Below are 14,341 nucleotides of genomic sequence, written 5' to 3' on the forward strand. Positions count from 1 at the left end.
CGGTGGCCAAGCAGGCGCACCGGCCCCGAGCTCGACCGGTCGCTTCCCGGGGGATCTCGGCCTGTCCCGAGACCGGCGGGGCCCCGGGAACACCGCTCGATCTGCCGGCCGGATGCGCGTAGCGTCCGCTCATCCGATCGGCCCCTGTCGAGGGAGTTCGCCATGGGTGACAAGTCCCCGCACGACGCGCACCACTCACAGAAGTCGGCCAAGTCGATCAAGGAGAAGAGGGCCGAACGCAAGGCGAAGGACGAGCGGACGCTGTCACAGATGGCGCCGTCGGCGATGGCCCGGCTGACCGCGGACCACAGACGCAGCAGCTGATCAGCTCCACCGCGCTCCGCCTGCGGGGCGATGGACGCCCGAGCGGCTAGCCCGACAGCCAGCCGGGACCCCAGGAGGCCTCGCCTTTGTCCCGACCACAGCGTCGGCAGACGAGGTAGCGGCCACCGTCCTCGGTGCTGCGCGACACCCAGGCGTGCGTGCGGAACACGCGGCAGCGCCAGTAGAAGGTCGTCCTGGTGAGCGTCATCGCGTCCTCCTCGGCGCGAGTGGGCGAGGAGCCCAGCGCGGCGCGCAGGGCGAAGGTCTGCGACAGCACGCCCGCCGTGAACCGGAGCTGACCGGCCGGCGGGAGGTCGTGCAGCTCGGCGAGGAACTCGGCCCGGTACCGCGCCCGGTCACCGGGCCTTCGCAGTGCGCGCGCGGCCAGGCCCACGCCGAGGCGCGCGACCGGGTGCGGAGCTCGTGCAGTGGTCATGCGGGCCGGTCCTCTGCGGCACGGGCGACGGAGCGCACGATCGGGAAGCCGTCGGCCCCGTCAGCCTGGGTCGAGCCTGATCAGATGTCTCCTGGCCACGGCGGGGTGGACGCCGGGCCTGCGGAGATCGGGCCGCGGTCGAGGCTGCAGCGGGCGCATGCCTGGTACCGACCGCCGTCCTCCGTGCTGCGGCCGACCCAGTCGTGCCAGTGGAAGACCCGGCACCGCCAGAAGGGCACCGGGGTCGAGGTGAGGGTCATCGCGTCCTCCTCGGCGCGCCGCGGGGAAGCGCCCTGCGCGGCGCGCAGGGCAATCGTCCGGGACAGCACCCCGGCGGTGAACCGCAGCTGGCCGAGAGGGGGGAGATCGTGCAGGTCGGCGAGGAACTCGGCCCGGTAGCGGATCCGGTCCGCGGGGGTCGGCAGCGGCCACGTGGCGAGGGCGATCCCGGCGCGCGCCACCCGCATTGGGGCGCGCGGGCCGGTCATGCCTCGCCCAGCTGCGGCCGGAGCCGGCGCGACGGCGCGGGCCGGTAGGCACGGGCGAGCGCGGCGCGTGCGGCCTGGACGCCGTCCGCCGTCAGCGCGTAGTACCGACGGGCAGGCCTGCCTTGGGCACCGGTGTCGATGTCCTCCCACCTCGAGGCCAGCCACCCGTAGCCCTCGAGCCGGGCAAGGATCGGGTGCACCGTGCCGCTGCGCAGCCCCGCAGCCTCGCCGATCTCCAGGCCGTAGAGCTCCCGCTGCGGATCGTCCAGCAGCGCCTCGAGCACACGCTGCGTCGGGATGGTCATCCGCGGTTCGGGCATGTCGGGGTCTCCCTCGGTCGGGACGGGTCAGGCCCCTCCGGGCCACGGCGGCGTCGTCATCAGGCCGCGCGCCGCCGGCGGACGGTCCAGCCCGCAGCGGGCGCAGATCTGGAATCGGCCCCCGTCGGCGGTGCTGCGGGACACGAAGTCGTGCCACTGGAACACCCGGCACCGCCAGAACGGGACACGGATCGCAGGACGGGTCATGGCGTCCTCCTTGGCCTGACAACAGTCGTACTCTACCTAGCCCCCTAGGTAGAGAACAAGTGTCACTCACGTGCGAGGTCACGGACCACGGGCACGAGCGGCTCGATGCTCAGCGGCTGCCGCTGCCGCCGCTCGACGCGGCCACGGAGCCACAGTCCCCCGAGCAGACCGACGAGGACGACGAGGCCGTAGAGCCCGCCGGTCGTCGTCATCACGACCGTCATGCCAGGGCACGTGGCGCCGACCCCGAAGCCGACCCCGAACACCGCACCGCCGTAGACGTGCCGGCGCTCGATGCGCGCGTGCGGCAACGCCAGCGGGCCGGCGAAACGCGTCCGGCCGAGCCGGCGGAGAACGGCGAGGCCGGCGAACGCGACGGCCATCGCGCTGGCCATCATTCCGAAGATGTAGGGGTTCTCCAGCAGCAGCCCGTCGTGGATGGTGTCGTAGTCGCCCAGGCCGCTGACCGTGAGCAGGAACCCGAAGGCGGCGCCGACGGCGAGCACCGACCAGCGGGCCCCCCGGCTCACAGGGCCCCGCCGGTGACGGCGTTCAGCGCCAGCGTCACGACGACCGCGACGGTGAAGAACGTCGCCGTCATGACGAGACTGTCCGGGGAACCGGCCGCACAGCCCGACATCCCGTGCCCGGACGTGCACCCACCCGCCCAGCGGGCGCCGTAGCCCAGCGCTCCTCCCACCAGCAGCAGGACCGGGATCAGAGCGACCGGCGGCAGGAGCTCCGACAGCCGGCCGTACCCGTGGACCACGACCGGCGGGCCGAGCAGCGCCGCGACGATCGAGCCGCCGACCAGGGCGAGGAGGAAGGTCTTCCGCCACGGCTCGGGCCGCCAGCCCTCCATCGGCGCGATCGTCGCCAGCCATGCGCCGGACACCCCCAGGCGCGCGTTGACCAGCCCGTACAGGGCGACGACGCAGAGGCCGACCCCCGGCCCGGTGATCCACCACGGGAGCTGACCATCGATCCAGCCGAGCACGGCGAACCCCTTCGACGACGGGCGCACATGCTGCCATCCCCGGCCGCGGTGCGACGGTCCTCCGGACACGCCGGAAACGGACCTCCTCGGCGTAGCGTCCGCGCCACGGAGCCGTTCGGGCTCCCGACGAGGGAGCGCACACCATGGGTGACAAGTCCCCGAAACAGACGAACGCCAAGAAGCCGCACGGGAAGTCGATCAAGGAGAAGCGGCTGGAGAAGAAGTCGAAGGCCGACACCAGCTCCCAGATGGACAACCTGACCCACGGCAGGAAGTAGCCGCCCGCTAGGCCCTCGCTGCCCGCCGGATCGTGAGGTGCGGCGGGCGGGCGAGGGTCTGGGCGACGACGCAGTAGCGCTCGGTCAGCTCCGCCAGCTTGGCGAGCGTCGCATCGTCCGCGTCGGTGTCCAGCTCCGCGACGACGTCGATCTCGCCCAGGCCGACCCGTGCCTCGCGGGCGACGCCGAGCGTGCCGCGGGCGTCCATCTCGGTGTCGGCGCGCAGCCGGCCGCCGCGGATCTCGATGCCCATGGCCGTCGCCACGCTGCGCATCGTCACGCCCGCACAGGCCAGCAGCGCCTGGAGCAGCATGTCGCCGGAACAGGCATCGCTGCCGTCGCCCCCGGTGAACGGGTGGAAGCCGGCGCGCGCCGGGCCTGCCCAGGTGCCCACGGTGCAGGTGATCCCGGCGTCGGAGAAGTCGGCCTTCGCGTGCAGCTTCGCCCGAGCGGACTCCGGGTCGTCGCGGTACCTCTGCTTCAGCGGGGCCTGCAGCTCACGCAGCGCGGTGGCGTCCATGGGGGTCATGGAAGCACCGGGACGCGGCCGACGGCGGTGTCGACCGCCTGCGACACCTCCGTCGGGCGCAGCTCGGCGTCCATCAGCGAAGCACCGCGACGACGAGGTGCGGGCCGGGCTCGGCCAGCGCCGTCCGCAGCTGGTCGGCCAGCTCGTCCGCCGTCGTCGCCCGGGTGGCCGGCACACCCATCCCGGTTGCGAGCGCCACGAAGTCCAGGTCCGGCGCCCCCAGGTCGAGCAGCCGGCCCGCACGCTCGCCGTCGCCCTGCGCCCCGACGCGCGACAGTTCGTGCTCGAGGATCGCGTACGAGCCGTTGTCGCAGACGATCGTGGTGACGTCGCACCGCTCGCGCGCGTAGCTCCACAGTGCCGAGATCGTGTACATCGCGCTGCCGTCGGCCTGGATGCCGATCACCGGCCGGTCGGGGCAGGCGACCGCCGCGCCCAGCGCCATGGGCAGCCCGGCCCCGATCGCACCGCCGGTGAGGGTGAGCCAGTCGTGCCGCGGCGCACCCGAGGTCAGCTCGTTCAGACCGACGCCCGACGTCAGCGCCTCGTCCACCACGATCGCGTCCTCGGGCAGCAGCGCCCCGATGACGGCCGCCATCGTCCGGGGGGTCAGCTCGCCCGACGGCAGCTCGGGCCGCGACGCCTCCAGCAGCTCGGGGACGGCGTCGGGGGCGGCGAGGTCGGCCAGCGCGCGCAGTGCGGCGACGCCGTCCTCCCCCGGTGCGCTCAGGACGTGCACCGTGCAGTCCTCGGGAACGGGGGAACCGGGCACGTCCGGGTACCCGAAGAAGTGCACCGGCGCCTGGGCTCCGGCGAGGACCAGGTGCTTGGTGCCGGCGAGCGCGGCGATCGCCGTCTCCGGCGGGTAGGGCAGGCGGGTGAGGTCGGGCAGCCCGGCGCCGCGGGCCGTCCGCGCCGGGAAGGTCTCGGTCATCAGGCGCGCCCCGGTGCCCGCCGCGATCTGCCCGGCCGCGAGCTGGCCCTCCTCCCCCACGACGACGTCGCCGCCGAGGAACAGGACCGTCGGCTCACCGGCCCCGAGCACCGCCGCGACGTCCTCGATGACCGACGGCGCCACCCGGGGCGCGGGGCGGCCGGGCAGCGCGTCGGCGACCGCGGCGCCGTCCTCCCAGGACACGTCCGCGGGCAGGATCAGCGTCGCGATCGTCCCGGGCGACGCCGCGGCGGCGGCGACCGCCTCGGCCGCGTCGGCCGCCACGTCGGCGGGGGTCAGCGACCGCCGGACCCACCCCGAGACCGTGCCGGCCACGGCGTCGATGTCGGACTCCAGCGGCGCGTCCAGCCGCTTGTGCGACCGGGAGTGGTCGCCGACGACGTTGACCATCGGTGTCCGGCCGCGGCGCGCGTTGTGCAGGTTGGCGAGGCCGTTGCCCATGCCCGGCCCGAGGTGCAGCAGCGTCGCCGCCGGGCGGCCGGCCATCCGGGCGTACCCGTCGGCCGCGCCGGTGGCCACGCCCTCGAAGAGGGTCAGGACAGCCCGCATGTCGGCGACGTCGTCCAGCGCGGCGACGAAGTGCATCTCCGAGGTGCCGGGGTTGGCGAAGCACACGTCCACGCCCGCGCCGACGAGCGTCCGGATCAGCGCCTGCGCCCCGTTCACCGGCAGCCGTCCGCGCCCCGAACGGTCACGTCGCCTCGTGCACGTCGAAGTGCAGCAACGTGAAGCCGCCGGTGGCGAAGTTGGCGAGATCGCCGCCCGCGGCCTTGCCCTCCGGTGACGCGAGCGACTCGCCCATGGCCTGCTCCGACTCGAAGTCGAGCTCGGCGACGAGGTAGGGCGGCGACTCCGCCGTGCCCATCACCTGGGGGTGCCCGAAGGTCAGCCGGAGGAGGCCCGGCTGCTTCAGCGCCAGGGGGGTGTGGGTGTCCCGGTAGTAGGCGTCGAACGCCTCGGGATCCTCGGGCCGGCCGTAGTTGACGACGAGTCGATGCACCATGGAAGAACCTCCCGACGGGCGCCGGAACTCCGCTGTCCCACGCCGTGCGTCCTACCCAATCAGGTGCCGGCGGCCCGGCGCGAGTTCAGAAGGTGAGCACCAGGCGGCCCCGGACCCCGCCGCGCGCGAGCGACCGGTGTGCCGAGGCCGCCTCCTCCGCCGGGAACGTCTGCGCGACCCGCAGGGTGAGCACGCAGTCCTCGACCTGCTGCCGCAGCCGGTCCAGGGCGGCCCGGTCCTCCGCCGCCCGGCTCACCCGCGTGGGGAGCACCCGCAAGCCCCGCTGTCCGTCCCCGCGGTAGCCCCGCACCGTCGCGACCGCTCCCCCGTCGCGCACCGCCGGCAGCACGAGCGCCTCCTGCACCGAGCCGTCGGCCAGCCCGTCCACACCAGCCGGGAAGTGCTCGCGGATCCGGTCGGCCACGTCGTCCCCGCGGGGGACGACGACGTCGGCACCCAGCTCCCGCACCAGCTGCTCGTCGGCCTCGGAGGCATCGGCGACGACGGTCAGCCCGTCGGCCTTGGCCAGCTGGACGACGTAGCCCCCGAAGGCCCCGGCGGCGCCCGTCACCGCGACCACCTGCCCCGGGTCCAGGCCCATCCGGTCGAGTGCCATCCGGGCGGTGAGGCCGTTCATCGGGAGGGTCGAGGCCGCCGCGGCGTCCGATCCGGCCGGCGCACGCACGACCGAGCCCCCGGGGAGGACGAGATCCTCCCGGTACGCCCCGTGCGCACCCGTCGGGACGACGATGCCCATCGCGGGATCACCGACGCGCAGGTGGTCGACGCCGTCCCCCACCTCGGCGACCACCCCGGCGACGTCCATCCCCGGGACCCACGGCGGCTGCTTCACCGTGTCGCGCGCGGCGTAGGCCCCCAGGACCAGGTGGGTGTCGGTCGGGCTCACCGCGGCCGCGGCCACCCGCAGCCGCACCTGCCCGGGGCCCAGCGGCTCCTCGGGCACATCCACCACGTGCAGGGCCTCCGGCCCGCTGAATTCGGTGACTCCGACCGCGCGCATGGCTCCTGCCTACACGGCCCGTCGTGTTCCCCGCGTGTCGGGAATGACCGCGGCTCCTCCGCCGCTGTAACCGGTGAGCACCGCCCCTCCCCCTTTCCCGGCACGAGAGGTCGCGCATGCCCACGCTGCTGTTCTCCCGCCCCGCCCCCGTCGTCGAGTCGGCCCCGCGTCGCCGGCGGCGGGTCCCCTTCCGGCTCCTGGCGGCGGGCGCCGGCCTGGCCGTGCTCGTGCCGGTCGGCGTGACGGTGGCGGGCTGGCTGCCCGACGAGCCGTTCGCCCAGGACGTCGTCGACCGGAGCACGACCCCCCTGGTGCTCGCCCTGCAGGACCTGCACGAGTACCACGCGGCGACCGGCACCTTCCAGATCGTCGTCGAGCGTGAGGTGGACACCCGCTACGTGCCGTCGGTCATCAGCGGTGAGCGCGTCGAGTTCCTCGCCACCGGGACCGCCGACGCCTACGTCGACTTCGCGGGCCTGGACGCCGGCCGGGTCACCCTCTCCGCCGACGGCACGTCGGCGACGATCGCGTTGCCCGCGCCGCGCGTGGACGAGGTCCGGATCGACCCCGAGCAGAGCCACGTCCTCGACCGCGACCGGGGCCTGGTCGAGCGGATCGGCGACGCCCTGGGCGACAACCCGGTCGACGACAGCGAGCTCTACGCCCTGGCCGAGGACCGGCTCGCCGCGGCCGCCGCGGAGAGCGACCTGCGGGACCGCGCCGAGACCAACACCCGGGCCATGCTGACCGGTCTCGCCGGGTCGCTCGGCGTGGACGAGGTCGAGGTCCGCTTCGCCGAGCCCACCGGGAACGCCGGCTGATCGTCAGCGCTTGAGCGCGTACTCCTTGAGCAGGCCGCGGCTGATGATCGTCTTCTGGATCTCGCTCGTGCCCTCGCCGATCAGCAGGAACGGCGCCTCGCGCATGAGCCGCTCGATCTCGTACTCCTTCGAGTAGCCGTAGCCGCCGTGGATCCGGAAGGACTGGGTGGTTACCTCCGCGCAGAACTCGCTGGCGATCAGCTTGGCCATGCCGGACTCGACGTCGTTGCGCTCACCGGAGTCCTTCATCCGGGCGGCGCGGACCATCATCGTGTGGGCGGCCTCGACCTTGGTGGCCATCTCGGCGAGCTGGAAGGCGATCGCCTGGTGCTGGGCGATCGGCTTGCCGAAGGTCTCCCGCTGCTGGGCGTAGGCGATCGCGAGCTCGAAGGCACGGATCGAGATCCCGCAGGCCCGGGCGGCGACGTTGACCCGCCCCACCTCGACGCCGTCCATCATCTGCGAGAAGCCGCGGCCCGGCGCCCCACCGAGGATGTCGCCGGCGTCGGCGGAGTAGCCGTCGAACACCAGCTCGGTGGTGTCGACGCCCTTGTAGCCCATCTTGTCGATCTTCCCGGGGATGGTGAGGCCGGGAAGCACCTCGCCGAAGCCGGCGGGCTTCTCGATCAGGAACGTCGTGAGGTTCTGGTGGGCCTTCTCGGCGCCCTCGTCGGTGCGCACCAGCGCGGCCACGAGCGTGGAGCTGCCGCCGTTGGTCAGCCACATCTTCTGGCCGTCGATCGTGTAGTTCCCGTCCGCGCCCTTGGTGGCCTTGGTGCGGATGCCGGCGACGTCGGACCCGAGCCCGGGCTCCGACATCGAGAACGCCCCGCGCACCTCACCGGTCGCCATGCGCGGCAGGAGGCGTTCCTTCTGCTCCTGGGTGCCGTGCTGGATGATCATGTAGGCGACGATGAAGTGGGTGTTGATGACGCCCGAGACGCTCATCCAGCCGCGGGCGATCTCCTCGACCACGAGCGCGTAGGTCAGCAGCGACTCACCGAGGCCGCCGAACTCCTCGGGGATGGTGAGGCCGAAGATCCCGAGCTCCTTGAGCCCGTCGACGATCTTCTGGGGATAGATGTCGCCGTGCTCGAGCTCCTGCGCGTTCGGGATGATCTCCCGGTCCACGAAGCTCCGGACGGTCGACAGGATCTCCCGCTGGATGTCGGTCAGGTCGGCGGTCTGGGCGAGACGGGGCATCGGCGCAACTCTCCTCAGGGGACTCCGGCGTCCGTGGTTACCGGGGAGTATGGGCCACCCCGCTCGCGCGTCCGGCGTGTCCCTGCTCCCGCAGCCGTCCGGGGCGATCGGCGCGCCGGAATGGCCGATGATGACCGCACGGCCGCTCGCCCGTGATGGAGTACCCCGGACCGGGAAGTCCCGGTATCGCGTGGGCCGTGCGAACGGCCGCTGGACAGGGAGGCCTCGATGAGCACTTCGGACAAGGACGCCGAGGGGACGCAGCCGCTCTCCGGGAGCTCCGCGGCGCCGACGCCGTCCGGCGGCGGGTACGACCCGAACCAGGAACAGCCCGGCTACGGGCAGCAGCCCTACGGCCAGGAGCCGTCCGGGCAGGGCTACGGACAGCAGCCGTACGGCCAGGAGCCGTCCGGGCAGGGCTACGGACAGCAGCCCTACGGCGAACAGCCGTCCGGGCAGGGCCACGATCAGCAGTCCTACGGCCAGCAGCCGTCCGGGCAGGGCTACGGGCAGCAGTCCTACGGCCAGCAGGGATACGGGCAGCACTACGGCCAGCCCGCATACGGGCAGCAGCCCTACGGACAGCCCGCGTACGGACAGCAGATGCCGGGCTACGGGCCGCCGGTCGGCTACGCGCCCCCGCAGTACGGCCGGCCGACCAACACGATGGCGATCCTGGCGCTGGTGATGGCGTTCGTCTTCGCTCCCGCCGGTCTGATCCTGGGCATCATCGCCCGCAAGCAGATCGCGCGGACGGGCGAGGACGGTGACGGCCTGGCGCTGGCCGGGATCATCGTCGGCGGCCTGATCACCGCGTTCTTCGTCGTCATGATCATTTTCATGATCATCGCGTTCGCCGGGATGTCGAGCTACTCGACGTACTAGGCCTGCTCGACGTCGCAGGCGCGGACGGACGACGCGGCGGCTCCCCGGATCCCCGGGGAGCCGCCGCGTCCGCGTTCAGACCAGGCTCACTCCTCCGGCGGCGTGAACGACGACGACCGCTCCATGCCCGCGGCGCGGCCCTTGCCGGCGATGACCAGCGCCATCTTGCGGCTGGCCTCGTCGATCATCTCGTCGCCCAGCATCGCCGAGCCCTTCTTGCCACCGGCCTCCGACGTCGCCCAGTCGTAGGCGTCGAGGATCAGCTCGGCGTGGTCGTAGTCCTCCTGCGACGGCGAGTAGATCTCGTTGGCAGCGTCGACCTGACCCGGGTGCAGCACCCACTTGCCGTCGAAACCGAGCATCGCCGAGCGCTTGGCGACCTCCTCGAAGGCCGGGACGTCGCGCACCTGCAGGAAGGGGCCGTCGATGGCCTGCACGCCGCGGGCGCGGGCGGCCATGAGGATCTGCATGAGGATGTAGTGGAACGGGTCGCCCGGGTAGTCCGGGTGCAGCGCGCCCACGACCAGCGACTTCATGTTGATGCTGGCCATGAAGTCGGCCGGCCCGAAGATGATCGTCTCGATGCGGTCGCTGGCGAACGCGATGTCGTTGACGTTGATCAGGCCCTGCGCCGTCTCGATCTGCGCCTCGATGCCGATCCGGCCGACCTCCAGACCGTTGGCCTTCTCGATCTGGGTGAGCAGCAGATCCAGCGCCTTGACCTGGGCGGCGTCCTGCACCTTCGGCAGCATGATGGCGTCGAGCTCGGCACCCGCGCCGCCGACGACCTCGACGACGTCCTGGAAGGTCCACTCCGTCGTCCAGTCGTTGACGCGGACGGTGCGGATCTTGTCGCCCCAGCCGCCCTCGTTCAGCGCCGCCACGATGTTCTTGCGCGCACCGGGCTTGGCCAGCGGCGCGCAGGCGTCCTCGAGGTCGAGGAAGACCTGGTCGGCGGGCAGGCCCTTCGCCTTCTCGAGGAACCGCGGGTTGCTGCCCGGGACGGCGAGGTTGGAACGACGGGATCGGAGCTCGGCCACGGTGCCTCCGCTGGGGGATCGATCGGGAAGGTCGGTTACCGGAGGGTAGCGACGACCGTTTCCCGCTGCTTCGCCGCGTTGATCACCGGGTTGATGCCGCCCGGTGCGGCATGTCCTCGCGTGTCTGCGGCAACAACTCGATGATCAACCGGGACGTCGGCCGTCAGGTGCCGGGCTCGACCAGCGTTGTGGGGCGGCTGGCCCGCACCACGAGCGCGACGCCGACGACGACGAGGGCCACGCCCGGCAGCGCCAGCAGCGGCGGGACCTGCCCGAGCAGCACCAGGGCGAACAGCAGCGCGCCGGGCACCTCGAGCAGGACGGCGAGGCTCACCACGGTCGGCCCGACGGTCGAGAGCACCAGGTTGAGCAGCGTGTGCCCGAACAACTGGGCCGCCACGGTGATGGCCGCGATCAGCCACCAGTTGCGGGCCGTGAACCCGCCGAGCGGGGCATCGACGACCACCGCCGAGACCGCGATCATCGCCGCGCAGACGGAGTAGCAGATGACGGCGTAGGCCGACGTGGCCAGCCGCTGCCGCGCACGGGCACCGGCCAGCACGTAGCCGCCGGCGCAGATGGCGCCGAGCAGGGCCAGCCCGTCCCCCTTCAGCGCCTCTTCGCTGACCTGGATGTCCACCCCGACGATCAGCGCGACGCCGACGACCGCGAGCAGCAGCCCCCACCAGACGGCGGCCGGCAGCCGCACCCCGGAGATCCGCGCGGCCAGCGCCGTCCAGATCGGCGTCGTCGTGACCAGTGCGATGGAGGCCGCGACGCTGGTCATGGAGATGCTCGGCAGCCAGGTGGCGAAGTGGGCCGCCAGGAAGAGGCCCGCCACGACGGAGCTGCGCAGGTCCCGCCAGCGCAGCCCGGCCAGCGTGGCGCGCTCGCGGGTGAGCAGCACCGGCAGGAGGGCGGCGGCGCCCGCGGCGTTGCGCCAGAACGCGAGCGCCAGCATCGGCGCGGTCACCATCGCCGTCAGCGGTGCGGAGAGCGAGACGCCCACGACGGCGAGGGAGAGCAGGCCGACGTCGCGCGTGCCGGGGCGGTGCAGCGCCCACGCCTCGGCAGAGGCGGTCGTCACGCCGGGACGCGGATGCGGCCGCTCGCGATCGGCACGACCGCACCTCCCACGGTCACCGACACGGCCGTCCCGCCGGCCGCGGTGACCGTGCAGGACAGCACCGAGGGCCGGCCAAGCCGCTCGCCCTGCCGCACGGTGTAGGACGACGTCCCCTCCCCCGGCAGCAGGCGGCCGGCGACGAGCCAGACGCCGAGGCCGAGGGCGGCCGCGCCGGTCGCGGGGTCCTCACCCCAGCGCAGATCGCCGGCGAAGACGCGGGCGTAGGCGGTCGAGGTCGCCGCGTCCCAGGACAGGACGGAGACGCCCTCCCCCACCCCGAGCCCGTCGAGCGCCGGCTGGACGGGCGTGGCTCGGTCCACGACGGAGCGTGGCACCGACAGGTACGCGAAGGGCAGCCCGCACCCGGCGAGCCGGGACGGCGGACCGATCGCGTCGGCCGTGGTGAGCCCGACGGCGGCGGCGAGGGCGGCGTCGTCGGGCCCGGACTCCAGCGTCGGCGGGCCGCCCGTCAGCGTCGCGCCGTCGTCGTCCACCGCCAGCTCCAGGACGCCGGCGCCGCACTCCTGGTGGAGCGTGCCCGCGGCCAGCCGACCGGTGCGGACCAGCGTGTGCGCGGCCCCGACGCTCGGGTGCCCGGCGAACGGCAGCTCGGCGAACGGCGTGAAGATCCGCACGCGGTAATCGGCGCCGGGCTCGGTGGGCGCCGAGAGGAACGAGGTCTCGGAGAGGTGGAACTCGAATGCCAGGGCCTGGCACTGCTCCGTGCTCAGGGCGTCGGCGTCGAACACCACGGCCAGCGGATTGCCCGCGAAGGCCCGCGGGGCGAACACGTCGACGACCTCGTAGTCAAGAGATTCCGGGGACCCCACGGCTCCGACGGTAACGTTCACGCCGGCGACCGAGCTTGCGAGGTCGCCCAGAGACAGGGCACCCCGGGTCACGGGGACCGACGAGCGTCAGCGAGGAGGGTCCCCGTGACCACGGCGAGCAGGGCGTACGTCTCCCGGCTCGCCGGATTGACCGTGTTCGACCCCAACGGCGACCGCGTCGGGAAGGTCCGGGACGTCGTGGTCGCCCTGCGCGTCGGGACGGCGCCGCCGCGCGTGCTGGGCATCGTCGTCGAGGTGGTCGCCCGCCGCCGCATCTTCGTGCCGATGGGCCGCGTGACCGCGGTCGACCCGGGCGCGGTGATGCTGGCCTCGGGCACGCTCAACCTCAAGCGCTTCGAGCAGCGGGCCGGCGAGACGCTCGTCCTCGGCGAGCTGCTCGACCGCACGGTGCGGATCCTCGAGTCGGGCAAGCCCGCGCACGTCGTCGACGCAGGGATCGAGCAGACCCGCACCGGCGACTGGGTGCTCTCCCGCCTCGCCGTCCAGGAGCCGGGCCGGATCGGCCGTCGCGGGCAGCTGCACCAGCTCTCCTGGGCCGAGGTGGAGGGCCTGGCCCTGCCGCAGGTCGGTCAGGGCGCGGAGACGCTGATCGCCACCTATCGCGAGCTGAACGCGGCCGACGTCGCCCACGCGCTGCAGGAGCTGCCGATCAAGCGGCGGCACGAGGTCGCCGAGGCGATGGACGACGAGCGGCTGGCCGACGTGCTCGGAGAGCTGCCCGAAGCCGAGCAGATCGTGATCCTCGGGACCCTGGAGGAGCGCCGGGCCGCCGACGTCCTCGAGGCCATGGACCCCGACGACGCCGCTGACCTGCTCGCCGAGCTGTCGAACGTCGACCGGAACCGGCTGCTCGAGCTGATGGAACCCGACGAGGCCGAGCCGGTCCGGCAGCTGCTCAAGTACTCCGAGGACACCGCCGGCGGCATGATGACCAGCGAGCCGGTCATCCTCACCCCGGACGCCACCATCGCCGAGGCGCTGGCCCGGGTCCGTGACCCCGAGCTGACCCCGGCGCTGGCCAGCCAGGTCTACGTCTGCCGGCCGCCGTCGGCCACGCCGACGGGGCGCTATCTCGGCCTCGCCCACATCCAGCGGCTGCTGCGCGAGCCGCCGTCCACCCTGGTCAGCGGCGTGCTGGACGACCTCGAGCCGCTCAAGCCCGAGGCGCCGCTCGCCGAGGTCACCCGCTACTTCGCTACCTACAACCTGGTCGCCGCGCCCGTGGTGGACGTGCAGGGCCGGCTGGTGGGCGCGGTCAGCGTGGACGACGTCCTCGACCACCTGCTGCCGGACGACTGGCGCGAGCGGTCGCGTCGTGGCTGACCGGCAGCGGCTCGACGTCCCCCGTGGGCGGACCCGTGGCCTCGCGAGCTACCTCCGGCTGAACAACGACGCCGTCGGCCGGTTCGCCGAGGGCATCGCGCGCTTCCTGGGGACGGGCCGGTTCCTGGCCGTGCAGACGATCCTGGTGATCGCCTGGATCGCGCTGAACGTCTTCGCCGTGCGGCTGCGCTGGGACCCGTACCCCTTCATCCTGCTCAACCTGGCCTTCTCGACCCAGGCCGCCTACGCGGCGCCGCTGATCCTGCTGGCGCAGAACCGGCAGGCCGACCGCGACCGCGTCCAGGCCGAGGAGGACCGCGCCCGGGCGGCGTCCACGCGGGCCGACACCGAGTACCTGGCCCGCGAGCTGGCCGCCCTGCGGGTGGCGATCGGCGAGCTGGCCACGCGCGACTTCATCCGCGGCGAGCTCAACCGGCTGACCGACGACGGCGGCGACGACGGCGAGAAACGGGAGAAGAAGGCCAAGAAGCGCCGCGAGGCAACCGCCGGGGACATCAGCTGACCAGCCGGCGA

20 protein-coding genes are annotated in these 14,341 nt (G+C 73.2%); 6 read left to right on the plus strand and 14 right to left on the minus strand.

Translation table 11 applies throughout. From position 1 onward, the window contains the following. Positions 1-162: 162 nt before the first annotated feature. Positions 163-324, plus strand: coding sequence for a hypothetical protein (locus E4P39_RS22145; RefSeq protein WP_167761566.1), 162 nt, complete (start codon positions 163-165; stop codon positions 322-324). A gap of 46 nt (positions 325-370) precedes the next feature. Here E4P39_RS22145 and E4P39_RS04010 read toward each other — a convergent pair whose 3' ends face one another. The 6 genes from E4P39_RS04010 to E4P39_RS04035 form a co-directional block, all read right to left on the minus strand. Beyond that, complete coding sequence (locus E4P39_RS04010) at positions 371-760, minus strand: hypothetical protein (RefSeq protein ID WP_135135086.1); 390 nt, start codon at positions 758-760, stop codon at positions 371-373. A gap of 80 nt (positions 761-840) precedes the next feature. Continuing rightward, positions 841-1,248 carry a hypothetical protein gene (locus E4P39_RS04015; RefSeq protein ID WP_135135087.1) on the minus strand — a complete coding sequence of 136 codons (408 nt, stop codon included), beginning with the start codon at positions 1,246-1,248 and terminating at the stop codon, positions 841-843. After that, positions 1,245-1,568 (minus strand): helix-turn-helix transcriptional regulator, encoded by a 324-nt coding sequence (locus E4P39_RS04020; protein WP_209306331.1) that lies wholly within the window; start codon positions 1,566-1,568, stop codon positions 1,245-1,247. Before E4P39_RS04020 ends, E4P39_RS04015 begins: the two co-directional genes overlap by 4 nt. A 27-nt stretch (positions 1,569-1,595) precedes the next feature. Continuing rightward, entirely contained in the window at positions 1,596-1,775 is a 180-nt protein-coding gene (locus E4P39_RS04025) for a hypothetical protein (protein WP_135135088.1), read from the minus strand. Positions 1,776-1,837: 62 nt separating this feature from the next. Then, positions 1,838-2,305, minus strand: coding sequence for a DUF6691 family protein (locus E4P39_RS04030; RefSeq protein ID WP_135135089.1), 468 nt, complete (start codon positions 2,303-2,305; stop codon positions 1,838-1,840). Beyond that, entirely contained in the window at positions 2,302-2,799 is a 498-nt protein-coding gene (locus tag E4P39_RS04035; RefSeq protein ID WP_167761568.1) for a YeeE/YedE thiosulfate transporter family protein, read from the minus strand. Before E4P39_RS04035 ends, E4P39_RS04030 begins: the two co-directional genes overlap by 4 nt. A gap of 116 nt (positions 2,800-2,915) precedes the next feature. On the opposite strand from E4P39_RS04035, the gene E4P39_RS23125 reads away from it, so the two are divergent. Next, the gene (locus E4P39_RS23125; RefSeq protein WP_280790783.1) at positions 2,916-3,050 is read left to right on the plus strand and encodes a hypothetical protein; all 135 of its coding nucleotides are present in this window, start codon (positions 2,916-2,918) and stop codon (positions 3,048-3,050) included. 7 nt (positions 3,051-3,057) lie between these two features. On the opposite strand, the gene E4P39_RS04040 is transcribed toward E4P39_RS23125, so the two are convergent. From E4P39_RS04040 to E4P39_RS04055, 4 genes are all read right to left on the minus strand, one after another. Beyond that, positions 3,058-3,579 (minus strand): OsmC family protein, encoded by a 522-nt coding sequence (locus E4P39_RS04040; protein ID WP_245159617.1) that lies wholly within the window; start codon positions 3,577-3,579, stop codon positions 3,058-3,060. Between the two features lie 73 nt (positions 3,580-3,652). Further along, positions 3,653-5,200 (minus strand): acetolactate synthase large subunit, encoded by a 1,548-nt coding sequence (locus E4P39_RS04045; protein WP_135135091.1) that lies wholly within the window; start codon positions 5,198-5,200, stop codon positions 3,653-3,655. Positions 5,201-5,225: 25 nt separating this feature from the next. Next, positions 5,226-5,537, minus strand: a complete 312-nt coding sequence (locus E4P39_RS04050; protein ID WP_135135092.1) for an EthD family reductase — start codon at positions 5,535-5,537, stop codon at positions 5,226-5,228. 85 nt (positions 5,538-5,622) lie between these two features. After that, positions 5,623-6,558: an NADP-dependent oxidoreductase gene (locus tag E4P39_RS04055; protein ID WP_135135093.1), complete on the minus strand. Its 936-nt coding sequence runs from the start codon at positions 6,556-6,558 to the stop codon at positions 5,623-5,625. 116 nt (positions 6,559-6,674) lie between these two features. Between E4P39_RS04055 and E4P39_RS04060 the strand changes: the two genes are divergently transcribed. Continuing rightward, entirely contained in the window at positions 6,675-7,379 is a 705-nt protein-coding gene (locus E4P39_RS04060) for a DUF4230 domain-containing protein (protein WP_135135094.1), read from the plus strand. A 3-nt stretch (positions 7,380-7,382) separates the two neighbouring features. Here the strand turns inward: E4P39_RS04060 and E4P39_RS04065 are convergent, their stop codons facing one another. Next, positions 7,383-8,582 carry an acyl-CoA dehydrogenase family protein gene (locus E4P39_RS04065; protein WP_135135095.1) on the minus strand — a complete coding sequence of 400 codons (1,200 nt, stop codon included), beginning with the start codon at positions 8,580-8,582 and terminating at the stop codon, positions 7,383-7,385. A gap of 228 nt (positions 8,583-8,810) precedes the next feature. Between E4P39_RS04065 and E4P39_RS23130 the strand changes: the two genes are divergently transcribed. Next, positions 8,811-9,467 (plus strand): DUF4190 domain-containing protein, encoded by a 657-nt coding sequence (locus E4P39_RS23130; RefSeq protein WP_280790784.1) that lies wholly within the window; start codon positions 8,811-8,813, stop codon positions 9,465-9,467. A gap of 86 nt (positions 9,468-9,553) precedes the next feature. Here E4P39_RS23130 and E4P39_RS04075 read toward each other — a convergent pair whose 3' ends face one another. The 3 genes from E4P39_RS04075 to E4P39_RS04085 form a co-directional block, all read right to left on the minus strand. Beyond that, a complete protein-coding gene (locus E4P39_RS04075; RefSeq protein WP_135135096.1) occupies positions 9,554-10,507 on the minus strand; it encodes a CoA ester lyase in 954 nt (317 codons plus the stop codon). 163 nt (positions 10,508-10,670) lie between these two features. Beyond that, positions 10,671-11,594 (minus strand): DMT family transporter, encoded by a 924-nt coding sequence (locus E4P39_RS04080; RefSeq protein ID WP_135135097.1) that lies wholly within the window; start codon positions 11,592-11,594, stop codon positions 10,671-10,673. Then, the gene (locus E4P39_RS04085; protein ID WP_135135098.1) at positions 11,591-12,463 is read right to left on the minus strand and encodes a PhzF family phenazine biosynthesis protein; all 873 of its coding nucleotides are present in this window, start codon (positions 12,461-12,463) and stop codon (positions 11,591-11,593) included. Before E4P39_RS04085 ends, E4P39_RS04080 begins: the two co-directional genes overlap by 4 nt. 105 nt (positions 12,464-12,568) lie before the next feature. Between E4P39_RS04085 and E4P39_RS04090 the strand changes: the two genes are divergently transcribed. Together E4P39_RS04090 and E4P39_RS04095 are read left to right on the plus strand one after the other, a co-directional pair. After that, a complete protein-coding gene (locus E4P39_RS04090) occupies positions 12,569-13,807 on the plus strand; it encodes a CBS domain-containing protein (protein WP_135135099.1) in 1,239 nt (412 codons plus the stop codon). Further along, positions 13,800-14,330 (plus strand): DUF1003 domain-containing protein, encoded by a 531-nt coding sequence (locus tag E4P39_RS04095; protein ID WP_135135100.1) that lies wholly within the window; start codon positions 13,800-13,802, stop codon positions 14,328-14,330. Before E4P39_RS04090 ends, E4P39_RS04095 begins: the two co-directional genes overlap by 8 nt. Positions 14,331-14,341: the final 11 nt, after the last annotated feature.

Origin of the sequence: Blastococcus sp. CT_GayMR19 (assembly GCF_004570385.1) — a bacterium.
GTDB lineage: Bacteria > Actinomycetota > Actinomycetes > Mycobacteriales > Geodermatophilaceae > Blastococcus_B.

Excerpts from the sequence above, each read along its gene's own strand:
- E4P39_RS04050 (WP_135135092.1), bottom strand. The coding sequence starts at position 5,537 with ATGGTGCATCGACTCGTCGTCAACTACGGCCGGCCCGAGGATCCCGAG.
- E4P39_RS22145 (WP_167761566.1), top strand. The coding sequence starts at position 163 with ATGGGTGACAAGTCCCCGCACGACGCGCACCACTCACAGAAGTCGGCC.
- E4P39_RS04010 (WP_135135086.1), bottom strand. The coding sequence starts at position 760 with ATGACCACTGCACGAGCTCCGCACCCGGTCGCGCGCCTCGGCGTGGGC.
- E4P39_RS04025 (WP_135135088.1), bottom strand. The coding sequence starts at position 1,775 with ATGACCCGTCCTGCGATCCGTGTCCCGTTCTGGCGGTGCCGGGTGTTC.
- E4P39_RS04015 (WP_135135087.1), bottom strand. The coding sequence starts at position 1,248 with ATGACCGGCCCGCGCGCCCCAATGCGGGTGGCGCGCGCCGGGATCGCC.
- E4P39_RS23125 (WP_280790783.1), top strand. The coding sequence starts at position 2,916 with ATGGGTGACAAGTCCCCGAAACAGACGAACGCCAAGAAGCCGCACGGG.
- E4P39_RS04020 (WP_209306331.1), bottom strand. The coding sequence starts at position 1,568 with ATGCCCGAACCGCGGATGACCATCCCGACGCAGCGTGTGCTCGAGGCG.
- E4P39_RS23130 (WP_280790784.1), top strand. The coding sequence starts at position 8,811 with ATGAGCACTTCGGACAAGGACGCCGAGGGGACGCAGCCGCTCTCCGGG.
- E4P39_RS04040 (WP_245159617.1), bottom strand. The coding sequence starts at position 3,579 with ATGACCCCCATGGACGCCACCGCGCTGCGTGAGCTGCAGGCCCCGCTG.
- E4P39_RS04065 (WP_135135095.1), bottom strand. The coding sequence starts at position 8,582 with ATGCCCCGTCTCGCCCAGACCGCCGACCTGACCGACATCCAGCGGGAG.
- E4P39_RS04060 (WP_135135094.1), top strand. The coding sequence starts at position 6,675 with ATGCCCACGCTGCTGTTCTCCCGCCCCGCCCCCGTCGTCGAGTCGGCC.
- E4P39_RS04055 (WP_135135093.1), bottom strand. The coding sequence starts at position 6,558 with ATGCGCGCGGTCGGAGTCACCGAATTCAGCGGGCCGGAGGCCCTGCAC.